Source organism: Variovorax sp. P5_A3, assembly GCF_056400665.1.
On record NZ_JBFUKW010000037.1, the window covers coordinates 14,548 to 38,054 of the forward strand.

Genomic DNA, 23,507 nt, shown 5'->3' on the forward strand with positions numbered 1-23,507 from the left:
TTCAGTGTCCTCCCGTGCCGAGGTAGGCCTCGATCACCTTTTCATTTCTCTGCACGTCGGCGGGCGTTCCCTCCGCGATCTGCTTGCCGTAGTCCAGGACCGTCACGCGGTCGCACAGGCCCATCACGAGCTTCACGTCGTGCTCGATCAGCAGGATGGTGCGGTCGTCCTTGCGGATGCGGTCGATCAGCTCGCGCAGGAGGACTTTCTCGGTGGCATTCATGCCGGCCGCGGGCTCGTCGAGCGCGATGAGCTGTGGGTCGGTCGCCAGCGCGCGAGCGATCTCCAGGCGGCGCTGGTCGCCGTAGCTCAGCGTGCGCGCCTTGTAGTCGGCGAACTTGCCGATGCCGACATAGTCGAGCAATTGGTGCGCGCGATCGGCGATCGCCGCTTCCTCGGCCTTGAAACCGCCGGTGCGGAAGATGGCGCCGAACACGCCGGAATGCGTGCGGATGTGGCGTCCGACCATCACGTTCTCGAGCGCGGTCATCTCCGAGAAAAGACGGATGTTCTGGAAGGTGCGTGCAATGCCCGCCTTGGCGACTTCGTGCACTGCCGTCGGCTGGTAGGGCTTGCCGGCCAGTTCGAAGGTGCCGCTGTCGGGCGTGTAGAGCCCCGTGATGACGTTGAAGAAGGTGGTCTTGCCCGCGCCGTTGGGACCGATCAGGCCGTAGACCTGGCCGCGCTGGATCTTGATGCCGACATCGGAGAGAGCCTGCAGGCCGCCGAAGCGCTTCGAAATGCCGTGAACGTTGAGGATGGTTTCAGTCATTGTCGTGCTCCCCTCGCTCACGGATTGATCGACATGGGACGCGACGCGGCACCCGGCACTTCATCGGCCGGGACCTCGATACCCGGCGCCGCCGCCGGCATGCCGGACGCGGGGGCCATTCCCTTGCGCGCCAGCGATTTCCCATGCTCCGGAGAAGGCCAGAGGCCTCGCGGACGCACCAGCATGATGATGATCATCGCCAGCGCGATGAACAGCTGGCGCAGGATCGAGGCGTCCAGGCGACCGTCGGTCATGGCCTGCAGCGGGCCCGCCACGTAGCGCAGCACTTCGGGGAGCGCAGCCAGCAGGACCGCGCCGAGAATCACGCCGGGCAAGTGGCCGATGCCGCCCAGGACCACCATCGCCACGATCATCACCGACTCCATCAGGCTGAAGGACTCGGGCGACACGAAGCCCTGGAACGACGCGAACATCGCACCCGACACGCCGCCGAAGCTGGCACCCATGCCGAAGGCCAGCAGCTTCATGTTGCGGGTGTTGATGCCCATGGCCTTGGCCGCGATCTCGTCCTCGCGGATCGCCATCCAGGCGCGACCGATGCGCGACACCTGCAGGCGGTGCGAGATGACGATCGTGAAGATCACGAGCGCCAGGAAAAGGTAGTAGTACAACGTCACCGACGAGATGGTGAAGCCATCGAACTTCAGGGGCTTGCCCAGGTTCAGCCCCCAGAAATGGACCGGGTCGATCGCGGTGATGCCCTTCGGTCCGTTGGTGAGGTTGATCGGGTGGTCCAGGTTGTTCAGGAACACGCGGATGATTTCACCGAAGCCGAGCGTCACGATGGCCAGGTAGTCGCCGCGCAGCTTGAGCGTGGGCGCGCCCAGCAAGGCGCCGAACAGCGCCGCCAGTCCCAGCGCCGCCGGAATCACCAGCAGCAGCGAACTGTGCAGCCCGTTCGGGAACATGGCCTTGACGGCGGGGAAGGTGTCGGTCAGATGCGGCGACGCCAACAGCGCATACAGGTACGCGCCGATGGCGAAGAAGGCGACGTAGCCGAGGTCGAGCAGGCCGGCATAACCCACCACGATGTTCAGGCCCAGCGCCAGCATGACGTAGAGCAGTGCGATGTCCGCGATGCGAACCCAGGCGTTGCCCTGGCTTTGCAGCAGCAGCGGCAGCACCAGCAGGCCGACGGCCGCGAGGACGAAATAGACAATGGACTTGCTGTTCTTCATGGTGCGCTCCTCAAGCCCGGTCCGCCACACGCTCGCCAAGCAGGCCGGAGGGCCGCAGCGTGAGCATGATGATCAGCACGATGAACGCGAAGATGTCGCTGTAGTGGCTGCCCAGCACATCGCCCGTGAGCGCGCCGATGTAGCCCGAGCCGATGGCTTCGATCAGCCCCAGCAGGATGCCGCCGACCACCGCGCCGGCGAGGTTGCCGATGCCGCCGAACACAGCCGCCGTGAAGGCCTTCAGGCCGGGAATGAAGCCCATCGCATGCTGCGCGATGCCGTAGTTGGAGGCGTACATCACGCCGGCCACCGCGGCGAGCACCGCGCCGATGATGAAGGTGGCCGAGATGACCATGTCGGGCCGAATGCCCATCAGCGCAGCGACCCGCGGATTCTCGGCGGTGGCGCGCATCGCGCGGCCGAGCTTCGTGTAGTTGACCAGCCAGGTCAGGATGGCCAGGCAGATCGCCGTGACGCTCAGGATCATGACCTGCGTCGGCGAGATCACCGCGCCGCCCACGTGGATCGGAGTCGTCGGCAGCAGGTTGGGATAGGCCTTGTTGGTGGGCTTCCAGATGATCATCGCGAGCGTCTGGAGCAGGATCGACATGCCGATCGCGGTGATCAACGGCGCCAGCTTGGGGCTGTTGCGCAGCGGCCGATAGGCCACCTTTTCGATGACGAAATTCAGCGTAGCGGCGACGACGCAGGCAATGAGCAGCGCGATGATCAGGATGATCCAGCCCGGCGTGCCCGGCATCGACTCCTGCATGAGGCCGATGATCGTCCAGCTCGTGAGCGCTCCGACCATGAGCACTTCACCGTGCGCGAAATTGATGAGGTTGATGATGCCGTACACCATGGTATAGCCCAAGGCTATCAAGGCGTACATGCTGCCGAGAACCAGACCGTTGATGATCTGCTGCAGCAAGATGTCCATATCGAGAGTTCCCTATTTTTGTGGCGGCGCCCTTGAGAGGTGCCTCAGCTGACCCGGCGTACCGGATTGACGCCTGGTTTCACTTAGCAAAAAACCCGCCAGCATGTGTCGACGGCGGGTTTGTGGGCGGGATTGTAGTCACGCAGGGACCCCATTCCGGTGCGTTTCCGACGGGGGTTTTCCCGCTGGCGTGCAAGGGAAGGCGAGCGTGAAGTTTCCTGTTTTTCAGCGCGAAGCGTCGCGGTTTCGATTGCGTAGCTCGCGCAGCCTTTCCGCGATGCGGATTTCAAGTCCACGCTCCACCGGCCTGTAGAACGGTGGTGGGTCGAGGCCCTCGGGCATGTACGTCTCGCCGGCGGCGAAACCGCCCTCCTCGTCATGGGCGTATCGATAGCCCTTTCCGTAGTCGAGCTGCTTCATGAGCCGTGTCGGTGCATTGCGCAGATGCATCGGCACCGGACGGGTGCCATCGGACTTGATCAATGCACGGACCTCGTTGTAGGCCTTGTAGACCGCGTTCGACTTGGGCGCGATCGCGAGATAGACCACGCATTCGGCCAATGCGAGTTCACCTTCGGGCGAGCCCAGACGTTCGTAGACCTCGGCGGCGTCGAGCGCAAGACGAAGCGCGCGGGGGTCGGCCAGTCCGATGTCTTCGCTGGCCATGCGAACCAGGCGACGCGCCATGTAGCGCGGATCGGCGCCACCGTCGAGCATGCGTACGAACCAGTAGAGGGACGCGTCCGGATCGCTGCCGCGTACGGACTTGTGCAGCGCGGAGATCGTGTCGTAGAACTGCTCTCCTCCCTTGTCGTAACGCCGCATGCGCTCGCCCAGCACACGCAGGAGCCACTCGTCGGTGATGTTGTCCAGCTTCTCGGCACCGGCCGCGACGGACAGGGTTTCCAGGGTGTTGAGGAGCCGCCGGGCGTCGCCGTCGGCGTAGGCCACGAGACGGTCCACGGCCTTCGCCTCGATGGCCGGCACGGCCTGGATGCCCTGCGCACGCGCGACGATCTGCTTGAGATCGTCCTCGCCCAGGGGCTGCAACACGTAGACCGCAGCCCGGGACAACAGTGCGGAGTTGACCTCGAACGAAGGGTTCTCGGTGGTCGCGCCGATGAAAGTGAACAGGCCCGACTCCACATGCGGCAGGAAAGCATCCTGCTGGCTCTTGTTGAATCGGTGAACCTCGTCGACGAAGACGATCGTGCGACGTTGCTCGAGACCGTCGCGCGCTGCGGTGGCACGCTCGACCGCATCGCGAATGTCCTTCACGCCGCCGAGCACGGCACTGATGCTCAGGAACTGCGCATCGAAGGCATCGGCCATGAGCCGTGCGATGGTGGTCTTGCCGACGCCCGGAGGGCCCCAGAGGATGCACGAGTGCGGCTGGCCCGATTCGAAGGCGATGCGCAACGGCATGCCGGGGCCCAGCAAATGTTGTTGGCCGATGACCTCGCCCAGATTCTTGGGTCGCAGGCGTTCGGCAAGAGGCTGATGATTGGTGGTCGTCATCGGAAGCAGGTAGTGTCGCCCGGCATCCTAAGCCGCCCGCGCGATCAGCCTATTGGCGGATGACGTCCGCGCCCGCCGGCGTCTTGAACACGAAGGTGCTTGCAGGGAGCGCGGGATTGACTTCGACCTTGTCGAACTTCAGCACCGAGCGCTGCCCGAAACTGTCGAGGATTTCGAGCGCTGCGAGTGCTTCGCCCTGAAAACCAATCTGCACGTTCTGCAGCTGGCCATCCTTGTTCCTTGGGCTCGCCTTGACCCATTGCAGGCCATCGCGATCCGGAGCGGCCTCCAACGCGAAGTCGGCCTGCAACGCCTTCAGGTCAGGGGCCGCTGCGATCAGCGCCGCCGGGGTCGACCCCAATGCCTGCGCCTGCTTGCGCTGCGTGACCTGGTTCAGGTCGGCGTCATAGAGCCAAAGCATTTCGCCATCGGCGACGATGGTCTGGACGAACGGTTTCTTGTAGTCGAACCTGAATTTGCCGGGTCTCTGGAACTCGAAGGTCCCAGTCGAAACCTTGGCGCGCGAGGCCTGCCCGTCCTTGGGCGGCGAGGTCACGGTCTGCGTGAACTCGGCACGGCCGGACTTCACCGACTTGACGAAGGCTTCCAGGCTCTCCATCCCACCGGCCCAAACGCCACTCGCGCAAGCAATGAGCCAAGCCCCCACCAACAGTCTCTTCAAAACCATGTCAAATCTCCAAGGCCGGCAAAGCCTGGCCCGTTTCGTAGAACACCGCGGAACCGGCTCCGCCGGGCCGCCGGTGTTGCCCCCTTCAGGGGGTGGACGGCCACACGAAGTGGGCAAGCCTGGGGGTCATTCCGTCCTTGCGGGAACCAGGATTTCGCGTTGCCCGCTCCCACTCATGGCACTAACCAAACCCGCGTTCTCCATGTCCTCGACCAAACGCGCGGCGCGGTTGTAGCCGATCTTCAAATGGCGCTGCACCAGCGAAATGCTGGCCTTGCGGTTCTTGAGCACGACTTCGACCGCCTGGTCGTACATCGGATCCTTCTCGCCGCCCTCGCTGCCGCCTTCGCCCAGCAAGTCGCCTTCGCCATCGACGGTACCGCCTTCGAGCACCCCTTCGATGTAGTCCGGCTCCCCTTGTGACTTGAGGTAAGCCACCACGCGATGCACTTCCTCGTCGCTCACGAAGGCGCCGTGGACACGAACCGGCAGGCCGGTACCGCTGGGCATGTAGAGCATGTCCCCCATGCCCAGCAGCGCCTCGGCGCCCATCTGGTCGAGTATGGTGCGCGAGTCGATCTTGCTCGACACCTGGAAGGCGATGCGGGTCGGGATGTTGGCCTTGATCAGGCCTGTGATCACGTCCACGCTGGGCCGCTGCGTCGCCAGGATGAGGTGAATGCCGGCCGCGCGCGCCTTCTGGGCCAGCCGGGCGATCAGCTCTTCGATCTTCTTGCCGACGACCATCATCAGGTCAGCGAGTTCGTCGATCACCACGACGATGTGCGGTTCGCGCGCCAACGGCTCGGGACTGTCGGGCGTGAGGCTGAAGGGGTTGTAGATGAACTCCTCGCGCGCCTTCGCCTCGTCGATCTTGGTGTTGTAGCCCGCCAGATTGCGCACGCCCAGCTTGCTCATGAGCTTGTAGCGGCGTTCCATCTCGGCGACACACCAATTGAGGCCGTGGGCTGCCTGGCGCATGTCCGTCACCACCGGCGCCAGCAGATGCGGGATGCCTTCATACACCGACATTTCGAGCATCTTCGGGTCGATCATCAGCAGGCGGACATCGCGCGCCTCGGCCTTGTAGAGCAGGCTGAGGATCATGGCGTTGATACCGACCGACTTGCCCGAGCCGGTGGTACCCGCCACCAGCACGTGCGGCATCTTGGCCAGATCGGCCACGACGGGATTGCCGACGATGTCCTTGCCGAGGCCCATGGTGAGCATCGACTTGCCTTCGTTGTAGACCTGCGAACCGAGGATTTCGCTGAGCTTGATCGACTGCCGCTTGGCGTTCGGCAATTCGAGCGCCATGTAGTTCTTGCCGGGAATCGTCTCGACCACACGAATCGAGACCAGCGACAGCGAGCGCGCCAAGTCTTTCGCGAGATTGACGATCTGCGAACCCTTCACACCCGTGGCCGGCTCGATCTCGTAGCGGGTGATGACCGGTCCCGGAGAGGCCAGCACGACGCGCACTTCGACGCCGAAATCCTTCAGTTTCTTTTCGATCAGGCGCGATGTCATCTCGAGCGTGTCGGCCGAGACGGTTTCCTGCCGTGCCTGTGCCGCATCGAGCAGGTCGACCTGCGGCAGCTTGCTGTCAGGCAACTCACGAAACAGGGGCTTCTGGCGCTCCTTGGCCACGCGATCGCTGCGAGGCACTTCGGCGAGGGCGGGTTCGATCTGCACCGGCGGAGAAGGCGCCTTGCGCTTGGCGCGCGGGACGATGCGCAGTTCTTCGTCGGGTGCGTCGAGTTCCGGCTCCTGGTCCGTCGACGCCAGTTCTTCGCGTTCGCGCACCGCCTGCTTGCCCATCGCGATGTCCTGGGCGATCTCGCGCTTTTCGCGGCGTGACTCGAACAGCGAGTAAAGACGCGAGCCAATGCGTTCGGCAATCTGGCCCCACGAAAACCGGAACACGAGCGCCGAGCCAACAACGCCGGCGGCAATGGCGATCAGCGCGGACCCGGTGAACCCCATCCACTTCACGCTCGCGGGACCGACCAGGTACCCCAGAATTCCGCCGCCATGTCCAGGCAAGCGAAACTCGAGACGGTAGAGACGCGACCATTCGAGCATGGCGCTGGCGCACAGAAGCAGGATCAGACCGAACCAGAAAGCCAGCCGGCTGCGATTGAACGGGCCGCGCGGGGGCTGGTCGCCCGAGGCGGCGTCTCCGCCTCGCATCCACCCGGCCAGCGAGGAAAGCCACACGCGCAGGCCGGCCGCCAGGCACCACCAGACCGAATACCCGGCCAGGAAATAGCTCGCATCTGCCAGCCAGGCGCCGATCCGGCCGCCCCAGTTCTTGATCTCGCCGCCAGTGCCGGATGTCGACCAGGCCGCATCGGAAGGCGTGAAGCTCAGCATCGACAACAGCCAGAACAACAGCGCAACGAAACCTGCAATCAGGGTGATTTCGTGCGCAAATCGCATGGCGCGGAGGCGCGCCGGCTGCGCCTCGTTCGACGAAGACGATTGGAGGGTGTTGAGCGAATAAGTCATGAACGGCACAACCACCGATACGCAGCATCGGTCCGGTGGCCCAGAGAAACTACAACGAAAACGATCGCGGCCGCGTTGTCAGGGCCGGCAACGTGGGGGCCAGTGCGCGGTTGCGCGCCCGGCCAGACGATCAGGTGAGCGATGAGAGTCGTTCCTTGACGATCATCGAGCCGTCCGGCTGGGTCTGCACGAACCCGCGCTCCTCCAGGTCCTTCATGACGCGGCTCACCATTTCACGCGAAGCGCCGACCATCTTGGCCAGATCCTGGCGTGAAATCTTGTCCTTCACCCTCAGGTTCCCCTGGCCGTCATCGACCGCGAATTCGAGCAGCGAGCGCGCCACGCGGCCGTAGACGTCCATCAGCGCCAGGGACTCGATCTTGCGGTCCGCGTGCCGCAGACGCGCGACGAGCCCCCGCATGATGTTGTAGGACATCGAGGAGTTCTCTGGCAGGCAGCGCGCGAATGCTTCGCGGCCAAGCATCAGCACGTCGGTCTGGATCTCGGTGCGCACGGTCGCAGAGTGAGGCTCGTCGTCGATCATGCTCATCTCACCGATGTAGTCGCCGGGTTGCAGCGTCGCGAGGATGACCTCGCGGCCCCGGCTGTCGGTGCTCATGACCCGGGCGCGCCCGGTCAGGATAATGTAGAGGGCATCTGACTTCTTGCCTTGTTCGACCACGACCTCGGCGCGCTTGAAGCGCTTCTTGACGATCGCGTCGGCAATGCTCGCGGACTGCGTTGGTGTCAGCGCAGCGAACAACGGCACGCGGCGAAGCAATTCAAGATTGGACAGCATCGACATTCATCAATCCCCGGATTCAGCGCGACGTTCAAATCGATGGATTAATACAATCGCGCGCATTGAAAACAGCCCCCGGCCGGTCTTGAACCGTACGGTGATACTCCATATCTATCACCCTGAAAATGTACACGCTGCCGCAGCGCCAATCCTAGGTTTTCTACTCATGTCCTCCCCACGCCACGCCAAGGTTCTCATTCTGGGCTCCGGCCCTGCCGGCTATACAGCCGCAGTCTATGCGGCCCGCGCCAACCTCCAACCCATGCTGATCACCGGCATCGCCCAGGGCGGCCAACTCATGACCACGACCGAAGTCGACAACTGGCCGGCTGACGTCCACGGCGTGCAGGGACCCGATCTCATGCAGCGCTTCCTGGAGCACGCCGAACGCTTCAAGACCGAGATCGTGTTCGATCACATCAACAAGGTCGACCTGAGCAAGCGACCCTTCACGCTGACTGGCGACAGCGGCATCTACACCTGCGACGCATTGGTGATCGCCACCGGTGCGTCCGCCAAGTACCTCGGTCTCGACTCCGAACAGCACTTCATGGGCCGCGGCGTTTCGGGCTGCGCGACTTGCGACGGCTTCTTCTACCGCGACCAGGAAGTTTGCGTGATCGGTGGCGGCAACACGGCCGTCGAGGAGGCCCTGTATCTCTCGAACATTGCCAGCAAGGTCACCCTTGTACACCGCCGGGACAAGTTCCGGGCGGAGCCCATCCTGATCGACAAGCTCCACGAAAAGGTCAAGGAAGGCAAGATCGAACTCAAGGTGCACAACACCCTGGACGAAGTGGTCGGCGACGACTCCGGCGTGACCGGCATCCGCCTGAAGAACACGCAGACAGGCGCCACAGAGCAGTTGGATCTCAAGGGCTGCTTCATCGCGATCGGACACCATCCGAACACGGACATCTTTCAGGGGCAGGTGGAAATGAAGGATGGCTACATCATGACGCGCTCCGGTCTGCAAGGCTTCGCGACGATGACGAGCGTCCCGGGCGTCTTCGCGGCCGGCGATGTTCAGGACCACGTTTATCGCCAGGCGATCACGAGTGCCGGCACGGGATGCATGGCGGCATTGGATGCGCAGCGCTTTCTGGAGCAAGACGGCGCGCTCTGACCGACGTCGGGGCGAAAAGGCTATAATTTCAGGCTTTGCCGAATCGGCCAGCCCCTCTTGGGGTCGGGTTCTTGCGGCAAGCCGGGGTACCGCCACCCGTTTCTGGCGAGGTCAAGCTGCAAACCACCTCGCAATTCGATTGCGTCCAGGTGCCAGCTGTTCAAGAAAGAGTGTCCACATGGCACGCGTATGCGACGTAACGGGCAAAGGCCCGATGGTCGGAAACAACGTTTCCCACGCCAACAACAAAACCAAGCGCCGGTTCCTGCCGAACCTGCAATACCGTCGTTTCTGGGTCGAAACGGAAAACCGTTGGGTTCGCCTGCGTGTTTCGAGCGCTGCCCTGCGCCTGATCGACAAAAACGGCATCGACGCCGTGCTCGCAGACCTGCGTGCACGCGGCCAAGCTTAAGGAGCTGAATCATGGCAACGAGCAAAGGCGGACGCGAAAAGATCAAGCTGGAATCCACCGCGGGTACCGGCCATTTCTACACGACCAGCAAGAACAAGAAGACGATGCCCGAAAAGATGTCGATCATGAAGTTCGACCCGAAGGCGCGTAAGCACGTCGAATACAAGGAAATCAAGCTGAAGTAATTCAGCTCAGAGCCACAAAAAACCCGCTGAGATCCAGCGGGTTTTTTGTTGCCTGCCTTATTGAGATGATGGTGAGCGATCAAGAGAGTCCCTTCGGACACAAAAAAGCCGGCAAATAGCCGGCTTCTCAGGTAACGAGCAGATCGCTTGCGTCAGGCTCGTGCCGCGCGCAGCCGCGTCGAGAACTCGCGCAAACCTGCGATGCCGCTGGCCTCCGCCCTATGACACCAGGCGGCGAGATCAGCGGCAAGCTGCTCGCGCGACTGGGAAGTGTTGAGCCACAGCTGGCGCAGCTCTTCTCGCATCGTCACCATCTTGTCGAGAACAGGATGCGCAGCACGGGCCTGCACCAGGTGCGAGCGTGCGGCAGCGGGCACCTTGTCGTCGTCACGATGCAGCCAGCGCTTGGAAGCCTTCAGAACCGACAGATCCGCGCCCTTGGCCCTGAGTTGCGCGAGTTCGTCGCGGGTCGCGCGGCGCATTTCGCGCGCGTAACCCGCCATCACTTCGTAGCGATTGGCGATCAGGGCCTCGAGCGTCTTCTCGTTGGCGACGGGGACCACGTCTCCCATTTGCATCTTCGGCGGCACCTTCTTGACCTTGGCCCAGCCGATCTTCTGCATCATGCTGATGTAGACCCAGCCAATGTCGAACTCGTACTTCTTGACGGAGAACTTGGCCGAGGTCGGATAGGTGTGGTGGTTGTTGTGCAGTTCTTCGCCGCCGATGATGATGCCCCACGGAATCAGGTTCGTGCTTGCATCCGTTGCCTCGAAATTGCGATAGCCCCAGAAATGGCCGATGCCGTTGACAACGCCGGCAGCCCAGAACGGAATCCACAGCATCTGGACAGCCCAGACAGTCAGGCCCAAGCCGCCGAACAAGGCAACGTTCAGGATGAGCATCAGGCCGACGCCTTGCCAACTGAACCGCGAATACAGGTTGCGCTCGAGCCAGTCGTTGGGGGTGCCGTGGCCGAAACGCTCCATCGTTTCCTTGTTCTTCGATTCCTTGCGGTACAACTCCGCGCCGCGCCACATGACTTCGTCGATGCCCTTGACCTGCGGGCTGTGCGGGTCTTCCTCGGTTTCGCACTTGGCGTGGTGTTTGCGGTGGATGGCCACCCACTCCTTGGTCACCATGCCGGTGCCGAGCCAGAGCCAGAAGCGGAAGAAATGCGACGGGACAGGGCCCAGGTCCATGGCCCGGTGCGTTTGCGTCCGGTGCAAGAAGATCGTGACGGCCGCGATCGTGATGTGCGTGGTGACGAGCGTGTACAGCACGACTTGCCACCACGTGAGGTCCCACAAGCCGTTTCCGAGCCAGTCGATGGCCGCGCTCAGTACGGCAGAGTCAGGAAGCAACATTGAATTCGGTACTCCATGGCCGCACGAAGGTGCAGCCTTCAGGTAACCCGTGATTTTAAAGGTTTGGCCCTCAAAAGGGGGTTAAATCCTTGATACACCGCAAGTTATCCCTTTCTTTGGAGCTTTGCACCTACTTGCGACTCCACACCGCGGCGAAGAAGCCGTCGGTGGCATGGCGATGCGGCCACAGGCGCAGATAGTGCTTGCCGTTCTCGCCACCGGCGCACAGGGATTCAGCACGGGGGACCTTCAAGGCGTCCAGCACATCTGACGCATCGAGCGCCTCAAAATCAGGATTGGCCGCGCCAAACGCCTCCGCGATGGCTTCGTTTTCCGCTGGCAGCACGCTGCAAGTGGCGTAGATCAGGCGACCGCCCGACTTCACCAGGCGCGACGCGCTCTGAAGGATCGCCGTCTGCTTGACCGTGAGTTCCTGAACCGATTGGGGCGACTGGCGCCATTTCAGGTCCGGATTGCGCCTCAGCGTGCCAAGGCCCGAGCAAGGCGCATCGACCAGCACTCGATCGATCTTGCCGGCGAGCCGCTTGATGCGATCATCCCGCTCATGCGCAATCGCCGCCGGATGCACGTTGGACAGTTTGCTGCGTGCCAACCTCGGCTTGAGCGCGTCCAGGCGGTGTGCAGACGTATCGAACGCGTAGAGGCGGCCGGTGTTCCGCATCGTTGCCCCGATGGCCAAAGTCTTTCCCCCCGCGCCAGCGCAGAAATCAACGACCATCTCACCCCGCTTGGCATCGAGCAGCAAGGCCAGCAACTGGGATCCCTCGTCCTGCACCTCGACCGCGCCGCGCGCGAATGCGTCGAGCTTGGTGAGCGCTGGCTTTCCGTCGATGCGAAGGCCCCAGGGCGAAAACGGCGTGGGGACTGCCTTGATGGCGGCCAGCGCCAACTCCTTTTGCACTTCGGGCCGCTTGTCCGTGACTGCATTGACCCGCAAGTCCAGCGGTGCCGGCTGCTGCAGGCTCTCGACCAACGGCCAGAACTGGTCGCCAAGTTGCGCCTTCAGCGGCGCGACCAACCATTCAGGCAGGTTGTGCCGATGCCGTTCGAGCAGGTCGTCCTGCTTGACGGCGTCGCAGTTGTCGAGCCAGCGCTTTTCCGTGTCGTTGAGCGCGCTTTTCAGGAAGTCGCGGGGACCATGGAAACCCAGGATCGCCATCCGCCGCTCCTTCGGCCCGCTGCCGGACGGCGAGAGATGGTCGAACAGCAGTTTCTTCCGCAACACGGTGTAGACCGTCTCGGCCAGCGTGGCGCGCTCGCGCGGCCCCAGTTCGCGATGGTCGCGGAAGAAGCGTGAAACGACCTGATCGGCCGGGTGATCGAATTTCAGGACGAGGCCGACCAGATCGGCGCTGGCCTCAAGAAGGGCTTTGGGGTGCATCCCCCATTGTCTCAGTCGCCAGCCGACTCGAGATGGCGCTGCGCGCCCAGACCGGCCCGAATGCCTGGCGCTCGATCTCCGCAAGCGTTGGCGAATGCCCTGCCCAAAGCACCAGCGCGGCACCTGGAATGCTCAAGGTGTGCTCGAGTTGCCGGCAAAGATTCCAGCGCTCTTCGTCCGCCAGCATTGGCAGTTCCAGGAACACGACGTAGGCACGTCGCCACGGGAATTCGCGAAGGTTCTTGCGAACGACCCATGCCCGGGAGATTGCACTGCAGCGAACGAGATCGGCGCGCAGTTCACCCAGTTCGAAGTCACTCAGGTCGTGGCGAGCGATCTGGCTGAAGAAGGGCGTCTCGGTGATCTCCTCCCACGCACGTTGCTCCGCCTCTTCCGCTGTCTTTGCCCTGTCGCGCCAGAGCTTGAGTGCCCGCTCGTCGTGTGCGCCGGTATCGGGATCCTCGAGCAGCGACACTGCGGTCTTGGCCGCCCACCACCGGCTGGCCGCGCTCGATTCGTGCAGTTTCTCCAGTACCGCGAGACGCGCCGGCCGGTCATTGGCCGGCAGCATCTGCGCGAGTCCGCGCAATGCGCCGGGGTGGTTCGCGGTCATCTGCAGCGCGCGTTCGTAGATGGCACGCACATCTGCGGTGGCCTCGACACGGCGCGAGCAGTCGGCCCACTCGACCATCTCGTCGGCGTTGTTGCGCCCGGCGCTGGCCGCCAGCGCAGCGACCCGCTCGCGCACACGCACGAGGTAGGCGTGGTGCTGAGTCCAGTCATTGGCATGCGCCCGGCACCATTCCTCGTCGAAATGGGCGGTCCATTTCTCGGGGTCGCCCAGGAGCGCGAGCGCGGATTTCGCGGACCAGGATGGCAGTGCAGCCTTTTCGTCCAACGCTTCCAGTCGATCGCGGAGCACGGGATGGGTGTCGTCGACATCGCTGACGCTGCGGAGCGCACCGCGCAAGGCCGTGCGTGCAAACTCGGTGTCGACAGGGGCGCAAAGCTTGGGCGCCATGGCCGAGAACGGACCCGCCGGCATCGGCTCGTCGACGGCACGCGACCAGTGCGACGGCCAGAATTCCTCCGCATACCAGGAGCCTTTGACCGCGATCTCCGTCAGGGCGCCCGCAACGACACGCGTGCCGAGAAGCCGCGCAGCGACGCGATCCGCCTCGTACTCGTCCTGTCGCGCCAGCGCAAAGGTCTTGGCGGCAAAACGCGGAAAGTACCAGCGAAAGAAGGCCTGCGACGCGAACGCCATCACGCCGTCGTCGCGCTGGAAGCTAGCGTCCAGCTTGAGCCAGGACAGCCGGGTCCGGTAGATCCAGGCACTCAGCTTCCCATGGTTGCCACGCAGATGGCCGTACTCGTGGGCCAGCACCGAGAAGAGACGGCGCCGGTCGAGCGCCATCAGGAGCGGCAGTCCCACGCTGAGGTAGTTCACAGCCCCACCAAAGAGCCCGAAGCGCGGAAGTTGCCGGATGCTCGCGTTGAAATCGCTGTCGAGGTAGACGCGATGGACGGGCGGCCCGTCGATTTTGTTCCGGATCCGGTCGAGGGCCTCGAACAGGGCCGGCGCATCCTCGCGTTCCAGCGCGACGCCCTCGGGTTCGTCGAAGCGCACCCAGAGGGCACGCAGAGTGGCCCACAGCAGGCCCAGCGCGAACAGCAGGAGCCATCCCCGGGTGACGCTGAAACGGGTTCCCTGGCCTGTGGAGGAAATGATCCACAAGATGATGCCGATGGCCAGCGCCAGGCAGGCGAACACCCAGAGATAGCCCAATGCGGCAAAGGCCGCGACGCCGCGGCGATAGCCGGTACTGTCGTCCGCGCTGGCATGCTCGCTCAAGCGAACGAGATGAACAAAATCAGCCCGATCCATCCCGACCTTTCACCCTTTTGAAGGAAACACCCAGCGTGACAGACAACCACCTCCCGCCCCTGATCGAAACGCCACCCGGCCGCTACCGCCACTACAAGGGTGGCGAGTACGAGGTCCTCGGCACGGTGCGACACAGCGAAACCCTGGAGCCGATGACGCTTTATCGCGCGCTCTACGGTCAGCGCGGCCTTTGGGTGCGACCTGCGGCGATGTTCGGGGAGACCGTGGAGATCGGAGGCTCGTCACAGTTGCGCTTCGTCAAACTCGACTAGAGATTCAAAGCGCAGATTGTGTCAGTTTGTTTCTATAAACCATGTTGCAATGGCACGCGGGTAAACCCTATGTTCTTGTGCCAGAACCCTCGCGGCGAGGGTTTCTTCGGTGTCGTCGGCCATGACGGGGACAGCCGCTTGCGCCAGGATAGGACCATGGTCGAGTTCGACTGTCACCTCGTGCACGGTAACGCCGGCCACGCGGCAGCCCGCCTCGATGGCGCGCCGGTGTGTGTGAAGCCCCGGAAAAGCAGGCAACAGCGAAGGATGGATGTTCAATAGCCGGCGCTCGTAGCGGGCCACGAAGCCGGGGGTCAGGATGCGCATGAACCCCGCGAGAACCACGAGCGCCGGCGAATGCGCGTCGATGGCTTCGGCCAGCGCCGCATCGAAGTCCTCGCGCGTCGAGAAGTCCTTGTGCGAAACCACGGCCGTCGGAATACCGTACTCGCGCGCGACGCCCAGCCCCTGTGCATCCGCCCTGTTGCTGATGACCGCAGCAACGCGTGCACCGAAGCGCACGGCCCATCGCTCTTTCTCGGCAGCCCGGACGATGGCCGCCATGTTCGAGCCACTGCCCGAGATCAGGATCACAATGTTTTTCATGGGACGCGGGATTATCTGTGCTCGTTTCCCCGAGGCCCGGTTTGTCGCGGCGCGGACACCCCGGACTAGCACGACCGTGCTAAAAATGCCGGTTCCGTAGAGACGCCGCGCCCGCGGCGGTCGATCAACACAGCGAGGCACGCATGGATTTGAGCTTCACGCCCGAAGAACAGAAGTTCCGCGAAGAGATTCGCGCATGGGTCAAAGAGAACCTTCCCGCAGAAATTTCCCACAAGGTGCACAACGCACTCGAACTCACGCGCGATGATCTGCAGCGCTGGGCCAAGATCCTCGGCAAGAAAGGCTGGCTGGGCTACGGCTGGCCCAAGGAATTCGGCGGCCCGGGCTGGACCGCGGTCGAGAAGCATCTGTTCGAGGAAGAGGCTGCCCTCGCCGGCGCGCCTCGCATCATTCCCTTCGGCCCGGTGATGGTCGCTCCGGTGATCATGGCCTACGGCAATCCCGAACAGCAGAAGCGCTTCCTGCCCGGCATCGCGAGCGGCGAAGTCTGGTGGAGCCAGGGCTACAGCGAACCGGGCTCCGGTTCCGACCTCGCCTCCGTCAAGACCAAGGCCGAACTTGTCAAGGACGCCAAGGGCGACCATTACATCGTCAACGGCCAGAAGACATGGACCACCCTCGGCCAGTTCGGCGAATGGATCTTCTGCCTGGTGCGCACCAGCAATGAAGGCAAGCCGCAGACCGGCATCAGCTTCCTGCTGATCGACATGAAGTCGCCTGGCGTCACGGTTCGCCCGATCAAGCTGCTCGACGGCGGGCATGAGGTCAATGAAGTCTGGTTCGACAACGTCGAAGTACCGGCTGAGAACCTCATCGGCGAAGAAAACAAGGGCTGGACCTACGCCAAGCACCTGCTCTCGCACGAACGCACCAACATCGCCGACGTGAACCGCGCCAAGCGCGAACTGGAACGCCTCAAGCGCATCGCGAAGAGCGAAGGCGTGTGGGAAGACCAGCGCTTCCGTGACGAGATCGCGAAACTCGAGGTCGACGTCGTCGCGCTCGAAATGCTCGTGCTGCGCGTGCTCTCCGCCGCGACCTCGGGCAAGAACTCACTCGACATCGCGGGCCTGCTGAAGATCAAGGGCAGCGAGATCCAGCAGCGCTATTCCGAACTGATGATGCTGGCCGGCGGCCCCTTCTCGCTGCCGCTGGTCCGCGAGGCGATGGAAGCCGGCTGGCAAGGCAACTTCCCGGGCGGCAACCCGCAACTCGCTCCCCTGTCGTCGACCTACTTCAACATGCGCAAGACCACCATCTACGGCGGCAGCAACGAAGTCCAACGCAACATCGTCGCCCAGACGGTCTTGGGCTGAGCGCAGGCAAACAAGGATCAAGCAATGGACTTCAATTTCAGCGACGACCAGCAACAACTTCGCGACGCGGTCGCCAAGTGGGTCGAAAAGGGCTACACCTTCGAGCGCCGCCAGGCGACCGAGGCAGCGGGCGGCTTCTCCCGCGAAGCGTGGGATGAACTGGCCGAACTCGGCCTGGGCGGCCTGTATATCCCCGAGGACGAGGGCGGCCTGGGCATGGGCCCGGTCGAGGGCATGGTCGTGATGGAAGAACTCGGCCGCGGCATCGTGCTGGAGCCGCTGGCGCAATCTTTCATCGCGGGAGCGATGCTGGCCGGCCACGCCGACGAGGACACCAAGGACTCCTGGCTGCCGCGCATCGCGGGCGGACAAGCGCTGGTGGTGCTCGCGTACCAGGAGAAGAAGGCACGCTACCGCCTCGACGCGTGCGAAGCGAAGGCCGCCAAGGCGGGTGACGGCTGGGCCCTGAGCGGCAGCAAGAGCCTCGTGCCGGCCGGCGATGAGGCGGACGCCTTCATTGTCCCCGCCCAGGTCGACGGCAAGATCGCCCTCTTCCTCGTGGAGCGCGCTGCCGACGGCGTCGCCACACGAGGCTACGGCACCCAGGACGGCAGCCGCGCAGCCGAGGTCGTGTTCGACAAGGCGGCCGCCACCCTCATCACCACGGATGGCCTGCCAGCGCTCGAGCACGCGGTCGACATCGGCATCGCAGCCACCTGCGCCGAAGCCGTGGGCGTGATGGACAAGACGCTCGCGATCACCGTCGAGTACATGAACACGCGCAAGCAGTTCGGCGTGGCGATCGCCACCTTCCAGGCACTTCGCCACCGCATCGCGGACATGAAGATGCAGCTCGAACTCGCACGCTCCATGAGCTACTACGCAAGCTTGAAGCTCAACGCGCCGGCGGCCGAGCGTCGCCAGGCGATGGCCCGCGCGAAATACCAGTTGGGTGTGTCGATGCGCTTCATCAGCCAGCAGGCGGTGCAACTGCACGGTGGCATCGGCGTGACCGACGAGTACATCGTGAGCCACTACTTCAAGAAGCTGACGCAGCTCGAGATGACCTTCGGCGACACCCTCCATCACCTGGGCGAGGTGTCGGCGCGCATGCAGGACACGGCGGGGGTGTTCGCCTGACCTTGCACCGCTGTCGCCTCCGATAGCACAAGGCGCCCGCCGGCATCAAGCTGGCGGGCGTTTCGCCTTGGAACGGGACAACTAGCCGTGCAGGCGAGAACTCTGCGGCAAATGCGCCATCAGGAACTCCATCTGGTCCGCCAGAATGCGGCGATTGCGCAAGATGAAGTCTTCCCACAGGCTGGGCACGTAAGGCGCGTAAAGCAGAGGCATGCCGGCCTGCTCCGGCGTACGGCTGCTCTTGCGATGGTTGCAGGGCCGGCAGGCCGTGACCACGTTCATCCACGTGTCGACGCCCTTCTGCGCGAACGGGATGATGTGTTCGCGCGTGAGCTCTTCTTCGTGGAAGTGGCCGCCGCAATAGGCGCAGACGTTGCGGTCGCGCGCAAACAACTTGCTGTTGGTCAGCCCCGGCCGCTGCGTGAAGGGATTGATGCGTGGCACGCCCTTGGTGCCGATGATGCTGTTGATGGCGATCTGCGACTGCTGCCCGGTGACGGCGTTGTGCCCACCCCGGAACACCGCGACCTGTGCGCCCACCTCCCAGCGAACCTCGTCGGAGGCGTAGTGGATCACCGCCTGTTCAAGCGAAATCCACGATTGGGGCAGCCCTTGGGCCGACAGCTTCAAGACCTTCACCACACGCCTCCTCGAGAAAAGAGAACCACGGAAAGACCAGGACATGATGCGCGCCCGTTGGGCTTGCACATGACGCACTGCGTCACAATATACCGGCTTTATGACAAAACGCCCTGACATGCCCATTCCGTGGGCACGAAGTGCTATCAAAAAGATATCAACCCATGCAGGTCTTTAGGGGATTTCGGCATCCGGGCGTGGCTCCGGCCTGCGCCCTGACCATCGGCAACTTCGACGGTGTCCATCGCGGCCACCAGGCCATGCTGGGGCTGCTCAACACCGAGGCGCGCCTGCGCGGGCTGCCTAGTTGCGTGCTGACCTTCGAGCCGCATCCGCGCGACTACTTCGCTGCGCTCACCAAGCGGCCGGAACTCGCCCCCGCCCGCATCGGCACCTTGCGCGACAAGCTCACCGAGCTCGCAGCCGGCGGAGTGGCACAGACGATCGTCCTGCCTTTCGATGGGCGGCTGGCATCCCAGACGCCCGAAGACTTCATCCAGCACGTGCTGATCGAAGGCCTCGGCGCGCGCTACGTGCTGGTCGGGGACGATTTCCGCTTTGGCGCCAAGCGCGCCGGCGACTACGCCATGCTCGACCGCGCCGGCGACGCGCACGAATTCGACGTCGCGCGGATGAACAGCTACGAGGTCCACGGGCTGCGCGTATCGAGTTCCGCGGTCCGCGAGGCGCTGGCCGAAGGCCGAATGAACGACGTGCAGTCCCTGCTCGGCCGGCCCTACGCCATCTCCGGCCATGTGGTGCACGGGCGCAAGCTGGGCCGCGCCCTGGGCGCCTCGTCGCCCGGCCGCGACGACGGTTTTCGCACGCTCAACCTGCGCTTCAAGCACTGGAAACCCGCCGCCAGCGGCATCTTCGCGGTGCTCGTGCATGGCCTGACCGACACCCCGCTGCAAGGCGTCGCCAACCTGGGCGTGCGCCCGTCGCTCGACGCCAACGACGTCAACGCCGGCCGCGTCCTGTTGGAGACCCATTGCCTCGATTGGCCAGCCCACCTCGGCACCGAAGGGGCCTACGGTAAAATCGTCCGCGTGGAACTGCTGCACAAACTGCACGACGAATTGCGCTACACCAGCCTCGAGGCCCTCACTGCGGGCATCGCGAAGGATGGCCGTGACGCGCGTGCGTTCTTTGCCTCCACCCACGCCGAGACCCATCGCCAGACCACGCGCGACCGAATTTAGAGCGGAACCTTCGCTTTCCGCCGCGTCCGGCCGCACCTTGCCTGCAAGGGCCGCACGCCCCATCGATCCCTCGAGCGTTGCAAGGCAGCGCAGATTTCTGGAACCTCCATGGCTGACAACAAGACTGACGGCGGCACCGACTACCGCGCCACGCTGAACCTGCCCGACACCCCCTTCCCGATGCGCGGCGACCTGCCCAAGCGCGAGCCCGGCTGGGTCAAGGAATGGAACGACGAAGGCCTCTACCACCGTCTTCGCGACGCACGCCACGGCGCACCCAAGTTCATCCTGCACGACGGCCCGCCCTATGCCAACGGGCAGATCCACATGGGTCACGCCGTCAACAAGATCCTGAAGGACATGATCACCAAGGCGCGCCAGCTCGAGGGCTTCGACGCGCTCTATGTGCCCGGCTGGGATTGCCACGGCCTGCCGATCGAGAACGCGATCGAAAAGAAGTATGGCCGCAACCTCAGCCGCGACGAGATGCAGGCCAAGAGCCGCGCCTACGCGACCGAGCAGATCGCACAGCAAATGGTCGACTTCCAGCGCCTCGGCGTGCTGGGCGAATGGGACCATCCCTACAAGACGATGGACTTCGCCAACGAGGCTGGCGAGATCCGCGCCTTCAAGCGCGTGATCGAACGTGGCTTCGTCTATCGGGGCCTGAAGCCGGTGTACTGGTGCTTCGACTGCGGCTCCTCGCTCGCCGAATTCGAGATCGAGTACGCCGACAAGAAGTCGCAGACGCTCGACGTCGCGTTCAAGGCGCACGACCCGGCAAAGCTCGCGGCCGCCTTCGGCCTGCCCGCACTCACCAAGGACGCGTTCGCGGTCATCTGGACCACCACCGCTTGGACCATCCCGGCGAACCAGGCGATCAACCTGAACCCCGAGCTGGACTACGCCCTCGTAGATACCGACCGGGGCCTGCTGGTGCTCGCCGCCTCGCTGGTCGAAATGTGCATGAACCGCTACGCGCTCGACGGCAAGGTGCTGGCCACCGTCAAGGGCGAGAAGCTGGGCGGTCTGGAGTTCGAGCACCCGCTGTACGACGTGGATGCGGGCTACCGCCGCCTGTCGCCGATCTACCTCGCCGACTACGCGACAGCCGACGACGGCACCGGCCTGGTCCATTCCTCGCCCGCCTACGGCGTGGACGACTTCAACTCCTGCGTGGCGCACGGCCTGTCCTACGACGACATCCTGAACCCGGTGCAGGGCAACGGCTCGTACGCGCCCGACTTCCCGCTCTTCGGCGGGCAGAACATCTGGAAGGCCGTGCCGGTCATCATCCAGGCGCTGCGCGATGCCGGTCGGCTGATGACGACCGAGACCATCACGCACAGCTACCCGCACTGCTGGCGCCACAAGACGCCGGTGATCTACCGCGCCGCGGCCCAGTGGTTCATCCGCATGGACGAAGGCGAGGGCGTGTTCACCAAGGACAAGGCGCCCCAGACCCTGCGCCAGACCGCGCTGCAAGCCATCGATCAGACGAGCTTCTACCCGGAGAACGGCAAGGCGCGCCTGCACGACATGATCGCCAACCGGCCCGACTGGTGCATCAGCCGCCAGCGCAGCTGGGGCGTGCCGATCCCCTTCTTCCTGCACAGGGATTCGGGCGAGTTGCATCCGCGCACGATGGAGATCCTCGACCTGGCCGCCGACATCGTCGAGAAGGGCGGCATCGAGGCCTGGAGCCGCGTCACCACCGAGGAAATCCTCGGCGACGCCGACGCGCCGCACTACACGAAGAGCACCGACATCCTCGAAGTGTGGTTCGACTCCGGCTCGACCTTCTTCCACGTGCTGCGCGGTACGCATCCCAACGTGCACCACGAGACCGGTCCCGAGGCCGACCTCTACCTCGAAGGCCACGACCAGCATCGCGGATGGTTCCATTCGTCGCTGCTGATCGCCGCAGCGCTCGAAGGCCGGGCGCCCTACCGCGGCCTGCTCACGCACGGCTTCACCGTCGACAGCCAGGGCCGCAAGATGAGCAAGTCGCTCGGCAACGGCATCGATCCGCAGGACGTCAACAAGAAGCTCGGCGCCGAGATCACCCGCCTTTGGGTGGCCGCGAGCGACTACTCCGGCGACATCGCGGGCGACGACAAGATCCTCGCCCGCGTGGTGGATGCCTATCGGCGCATCCGCAACACGCTGCGCTTCCTGCTCGCCAACACCAGCGACTTCGACATCGCGAAGGACGCGGTGCCGCTCGATCAACTCCTCGAGATCGACCGCTACGCGCTGAGCCGCGCCGCGCAATTCCAGGCCGAGGTGCTTGCGCACTACAAGGTCTACGAATTCCATCCGGTGGTGGCCAAGCTTCAGGTGTACTGCTCCGAAGACCTGGGCGCCTTCTACCTCGACGTGCTGAAGGACCGCCTCTACACGACCGCGCCCGGCTCGTATGCGCGACGCAGCGCCCAGACGGCCCTCTGGCACATCACGCAGGCGATGCTGCGCTGGATGGCGCCATTCCTGAGCTTCACGGCGGAAGAGGCCTGGAAGTTCTGCGGCGACGGCCAGTCGATCTTCGTGCAGACCTACAGCGATCTGGGCACCCCCGACGAGGCACTACTCGGCAAGTGGACCCGCATCCGCGAGATCCGCGATGCCGTCAACAAGGAGATCGAGACCGTTCGCACCGCTGGCCAGGTCGGCTCATCGTTGCAGGCCAACGTGACCCTCGCCGCCCCCGCCGAAGATCACGCGCTGCTGGCGTCGCTCGGCGACGACCTCAAGTTCGTCTTCATCACCTCGGCGGTCGGCCTGGTCGTCGGCGATGACCTGAAGGCGAGCGTCACGGCAAGCACCGCGCAGAAATGCGAGCGTTGCTGGCACTGGCGCGACGACGTGGGCCACGACCCGGCGCATCCGGCCATCTGCGGCCGTTGCACCAGCAACCTCTACGGTGCGGGCGAAGCAAGGACTGTCGCCTGATGGCCCGCCGTGCTTCCGCCTCGGGCCTCGGCATCTGGCCCTGGCTTGGCCTCGCGCTCGTGATTGTCATCATCGACCAGTTCACCAAGACGCTGATCCTCGGCTATTACAAGCTCGGCGATGCGACCTACGTGACGAGCTTCTTCAATGTCGTTCGCGCTCACAACACCGGTGCGGCCTTCTCCTTCCTGGCCGATGCGGCGGGATGGCAGCGCTGGTTCTTCATGGCCATCGGGATCGCCGCGGCGGTGTTCATCATCTGGATGCTCAAGTCCCATGCGGGGCAGAAGCTGTTCTGCTTCTCGATGGCGGCGATCCTCGGCGGCGCCATCGGCAACGTGATCGACCGGATGATGCATGGCTACGTGGTCGACTTTCTCGACTTCCACCTGGCCGGGAGGCACTTCCCGGCCTTCAACGTGGCGGACAGCGCGATCACCATCGGGGCAATCTGCCTGATCCTCGACGAGCTGAGACGGGTGAAGCGGGGCAAGTAGGCTCTCGCCCAGCCTCACCCACTGCGAAGCCGTTCCGAGGTGTCGCAGGCGA

The 23,507-nt window shown here is 64.0% G+C and carries 21 protein-coding genes; 9 read left to right on the plus strand and 12 right to left on the minus strand.

Translation table 11 applies throughout. From position 1 onward, the window contains the following. Position 1: 1 nt before the first annotated feature. The 7 genes from AC1D3B_RS33230 to AC1D3B_RS33260 form a co-directional block, all read right to left on the minus strand. A complete protein-coding gene (locus tag AC1D3B_RS33230; RefSeq protein ID WP_286602697.1) occupies positions 2-772 on the minus strand; it encodes an ABC transporter ATP-binding protein in 771 nt (256 codons plus the stop codon). Between the two features lie 17 nt (positions 773-789). After that, the gene (locus tag AC1D3B_RS33235) at positions 790-1,971 is read right to left on the minus strand and encodes a branched-chain amino acid ABC transporter permease (RefSeq protein ID WP_478194937.1); all 1,182 of its coding nucleotides are present in this window, start codon (positions 1,969-1,971) and stop codon (positions 790-792) included. 10 nt (positions 1,972-1,981) lie between these two features. Beyond that, positions 1,982-2,911 (minus strand): branched-chain amino acid ABC transporter permease, encoded by a 930-nt coding sequence (locus AC1D3B_RS33240; protein WP_286602701.1) that lies wholly within the window; start codon positions 2,909-2,911, stop codon positions 1,982-1,984. Positions 2,912-3,136: 225 nt separating this feature from the next. Further along, a complete protein-coding gene (locus AC1D3B_RS33245; RefSeq protein ID WP_478194938.1) occupies positions 3,137-4,429 on the minus strand; it encodes a replication-associated recombination protein A in 1,293 nt (430 codons plus the stop codon). Positions 4,430-4,478: 49 nt separating this feature from the next. Beyond that, positions 4,479-5,117 (minus strand): outer membrane lipoprotein periplasmic chaperone LolA, encoded by a 639-nt coding sequence (gene lolA / locus AC1D3B_RS33250; RefSeq protein WP_478194939.1) that lies wholly within the window; start codon positions 5,115-5,117, stop codon positions 4,479-4,481. Positions 5,118-5,243: 126 nt separating this feature from the next. Beyond that, on the minus strand, positions 5,244-7,628 hold the full coding sequence (locus tag AC1D3B_RS33255) for a DNA translocase FtsK (RefSeq protein WP_478194940.1): 2,385 nt from the start codon (positions 7,626-7,628) through the stop codon (positions 5,244-5,246). Between the two features lie 130 nt (positions 7,629-7,758). After that, entirely contained in the window at positions 7,759-8,433 is a 675-nt protein-coding gene (locus AC1D3B_RS33260; protein ID WP_478194941.1) for a Crp/Fnr family transcriptional regulator, read from the minus strand. Between the two features lie 163 nt (positions 8,434-8,596). Between AC1D3B_RS33260 and trxB the strand changes: the two genes are divergently transcribed. The 3 genes from trxB to rpmG all read left to right on the plus strand — a co-directional run bounded on the left by trxB (position 8,597) and on the right by rpmG (position 10,153). Beyond that, positions 8,597-9,556, plus strand: coding sequence for a thioredoxin-disulfide reductase (gene trxB, locus AC1D3B_RS33265; RefSeq protein WP_478194942.1), 960 nt, complete (start codon positions 8,597-8,599; stop codon positions 9,554-9,556). Positions 9,557-9,734: 178 nt separating this feature from the next. After that, positions 9,735-9,968, plus strand: a complete 234-nt coding sequence (gene rpmB / locus AC1D3B_RS33270) for a 50S ribosomal protein L28 (protein ID WP_007830293.1) — start codon at positions 9,735-9,737, stop codon at positions 9,966-9,968. 11 nt (positions 9,969-9,979) lie between these two features. Then, positions 9,980-10,153 carry a 50S ribosomal protein L33 gene (gene rpmG, locus AC1D3B_RS33275; RefSeq protein ID WP_007830291.1) on the plus strand — a complete coding sequence of 58 codons (174 nt, stop codon included), beginning with the start codon at positions 9,980-9,982 and terminating at the stop codon, positions 10,151-10,153. Between the two features lie 152 nt (positions 10,154-10,305). On the opposite strand, the gene AC1D3B_RS33280 is transcribed toward rpmG, so the two are convergent. The 3 genes from AC1D3B_RS33280 to AC1D3B_RS33290 all read right to left on the minus strand — a co-directional run bounded on the left by AC1D3B_RS33280 (position 10,306) and on the right by AC1D3B_RS33290 (position 14,810). Further along, positions 10,306-11,520 (minus strand): DesA family fatty acid desaturase, encoded by a 1,215-nt coding sequence (locus AC1D3B_RS33280; protein WP_478194943.1) that lies wholly within the window; start codon positions 11,518-11,520, stop codon positions 10,306-10,308. A gap of 130 nt (positions 11,521-11,650) precedes the next feature. Then, positions 11,651-12,922: an RsmB/NOP family class I SAM-dependent RNA methyltransferase gene (locus AC1D3B_RS33285; protein WP_478194944.1), complete on the minus strand. Its 1,272-nt coding sequence runs from the start codon at positions 12,920-12,922 to the stop codon at positions 11,651-11,653. After that, positions 12,900-14,810: a M48 family metallopeptidase gene (locus AC1D3B_RS33290; protein WP_478194945.1), complete on the minus strand. Its 1,911-nt coding sequence runs from the start codon at positions 14,808-14,810 to the stop codon at positions 12,900-12,902. The genes AC1D3B_RS33285 and AC1D3B_RS33290 overlap by 23 nt, the downstream gene beginning before the upstream one ends. Positions 14,811-14,845: 35 nt before the next feature. Between AC1D3B_RS33290 and AC1D3B_RS33295 the strand changes: the two genes are divergently transcribed. Beyond that, complete coding sequence (locus AC1D3B_RS33295; protein ID WP_478194946.1) at positions 14,846-15,082, plus strand: DUF1653 domain-containing protein; 237 nt, start codon at positions 14,846-14,848, stop codon at positions 15,080-15,082. Positions 15,083-15,103: 21 nt separating this feature from the next. Here the strand turns inward: AC1D3B_RS33295 and purN are convergent, their stop codons facing one another. Further along, positions 15,104-15,688 (minus strand): phosphoribosylglycinamide formyltransferase, encoded by a 585-nt coding sequence (gene purN, locus AC1D3B_RS33300; protein ID WP_478194947.1) that lies wholly within the window; start codon positions 15,686-15,688, stop codon positions 15,104-15,106. Between the two features lie 143 nt (positions 15,689-15,831). On the opposite strand from purN, the gene AC1D3B_RS33305 reads away from it, so the two are divergent. Continuing rightward, positions 15,832-17,025, plus strand: a complete 1,194-nt coding sequence (locus AC1D3B_RS33305) for an acyl-CoA dehydrogenase family protein (protein WP_478194948.1) — start codon at positions 15,832-15,834, stop codon at positions 17,023-17,025. A gap of 24 nt (positions 17,026-17,049) precedes the next feature. Continuing rightward, complete coding sequence (locus AC1D3B_RS33310; protein ID WP_478194949.1) at positions 17,050-18,165, plus strand: acyl-CoA dehydrogenase family protein; 1,116 nt, start codon at positions 17,050-17,052, stop codon at positions 18,163-18,165. An 81-nt stretch (positions 18,166-18,246) separates the two neighbouring features. Here AC1D3B_RS33310 and AC1D3B_RS33315 read toward each other — a convergent pair whose 3' ends face one another. Next, positions 18,247-18,804, minus strand: a complete 558-nt coding sequence (locus AC1D3B_RS33315; protein ID WP_435518646.1) for an HNH endonuclease — start codon at positions 18,802-18,804, stop codon at positions 18,247-18,249. Positions 18,805-18,968: 164 nt separating this feature from the next. On the opposite strand from AC1D3B_RS33315, the gene AC1D3B_RS33320 reads away from it, so the two are divergent. The 3 genes from AC1D3B_RS33320 (at position 18,969) to lspA (ending at position 23,455) form a co-directional block, all read left to right on the plus strand. Further along, positions 18,969-20,006 carry a bifunctional riboflavin kinase/FAD synthetase gene (locus AC1D3B_RS33320; RefSeq protein ID WP_478194950.1) on the plus strand — a complete coding sequence of 346 codons (1,038 nt, stop codon included), beginning with the start codon at positions 18,969-18,971 and terminating at the stop codon, positions 20,004-20,006. Between the two features lie 108 nt (positions 20,007-20,114). Continuing rightward, the gene (gene ileS / locus AC1D3B_RS33325) at positions 20,115-22,958 is read left to right on the plus strand and encodes an isoleucine--tRNA ligase (protein WP_478194951.1); all 2,844 of its coding nucleotides are present in this window, start codon (positions 20,115-20,117) and stop codon (positions 22,956-22,958) included. Then, the gene (lspA, locus tag AC1D3B_RS33330; protein ID WP_478194952.1) at positions 22,958-23,455 is read left to right on the plus strand and encodes a signal peptidase II; all 498 of its coding nucleotides are present in this window, start codon (positions 22,958-22,960) and stop codon (positions 23,453-23,455) included. The genes ileS and lspA overlap by 1 nt, the downstream gene beginning before the upstream one ends. The last annotated feature ends 52 nt before the right edge of the window (positions 23,456-23,507 follow it).

Bases quoted from the DNA above. Each gene is read 5' to 3' on its own strand.
- AC1D3B_RS33230 (WP_286602697.1), bottom strand. From the start codon at position 772: ATGACTGAAACCATCCTCAACGTTCACGGCATTTCGAAGCGCTTCGGC.
- AC1D3B_RS33235 (WP_478194937.1), bottom strand. From the start codon at position 1,971: ATGAAGAACAGCAAGTCCATTGTCTATTTCGTCCTCGCGGCCGTCGGC.
- AC1D3B_RS33240 (WP_286602701.1), bottom strand. From the start codon at position 2,911: ATGGACATCTTGCTGCAGCAGATCATCAACGGTCTGGTTCTCGGCAGC.
- AC1D3B_RS33245 (WP_478194938.1), bottom strand. From the start codon at position 4,429: ATGACGACCACCAATCATCAGCCTCTTGCCGAACGCCTGCGACCCAAG.
- lolA (WP_478194939.1), bottom strand. From the start codon at position 5,117: ATGGTTTTGAAGAGACTGTTGGTGGGGGCTTGGCTCATTGCTTGCGCG.
- AC1D3B_RS33255 (WP_478194940.1), bottom strand. From the start codon at position 7,628: ATGACTTATTCGCTCAACACCCTCCAATCGTCTTCGTCGAACGAGGCG.
- AC1D3B_RS33260 (WP_478194941.1), bottom strand. From the start codon at position 8,433: ATGTCGATGCTGTCCAATCTTGAATTGCTTCGCCGCGTGCCGTTGTTC.
- trxB (WP_478194942.1), top strand. From the start codon at position 8,597: ATGTCCTCCCCACGCCACGCCAAGGTTCTCATTCTGGGCTCCGGCCCT.
- rpmB (WP_007830293.1), top strand. From the start codon at position 9,735: ATGGCACGCGTATGCGACGTAACGGGCAAAGGCCCGATGGTCGGAAAC.
- rpmG (WP_007830291.1), top strand. From the start codon at position 9,980: ATGGCAACGAGCAAAGGCGGACGCGAAAAGATCAAGCTGGAATCCACC.
- AC1D3B_RS33280 (WP_478194943.1), bottom strand. From the start codon at position 11,520: ATGTTGCTTCCTGACTCTGCCGTACTGAGCGCGGCCATCGACTGGCTC.
- AC1D3B_RS33285 (WP_478194944.1), bottom strand. From the start codon at position 12,922: ATGCACCCCAAAGCCCTTCTTGAGGCCAGCGCCGATCTGGTCGGCCTC.
- AC1D3B_RS33290 (WP_478194945.1), bottom strand. From the start codon at position 14,810: ATGGATCGGGCTGATTTTGTTCATCTCGTTCGCTTGAGCGAGCATGCC.
- purN (WP_478194947.1), bottom strand. From the start codon at position 15,688: ATGAAAAACATTGTGATCCTGATCTCGGGCAGTGGCTCGAACATGGCG.
- AC1D3B_RS33305 (WP_478194948.1), top strand. From the start codon at position 15,832: ATGGATTTGAGCTTCACGCCCGAAGAACAGAAGTTCCGCGAAGAGATT.
- AC1D3B_RS33310 (WP_478194949.1), top strand. From the start codon at position 17,050: ATGGACTTCAATTTCAGCGACGACCAGCAACAACTTCGCGACGCGGTC.
- AC1D3B_RS33320 (WP_478194950.1), top strand. From the start codon at position 18,969: ATGCAGGTCTTTAGGGGATTTCGGCATCCGGGCGTGGCTCCGGCCTGC.
- ileS (WP_478194951.1), top strand. From the start codon at position 20,115: ATGGCTGACAACAAGACTGACGGCGGCACCGACTACCGCGCCACGCTG.
- lspA (WP_478194952.1), top strand. From the start codon at position 22,958: ATGGCCCGCCGTGCTTCCGCCTCGGGCCTCGGCATCTGGCCCTGGCTT.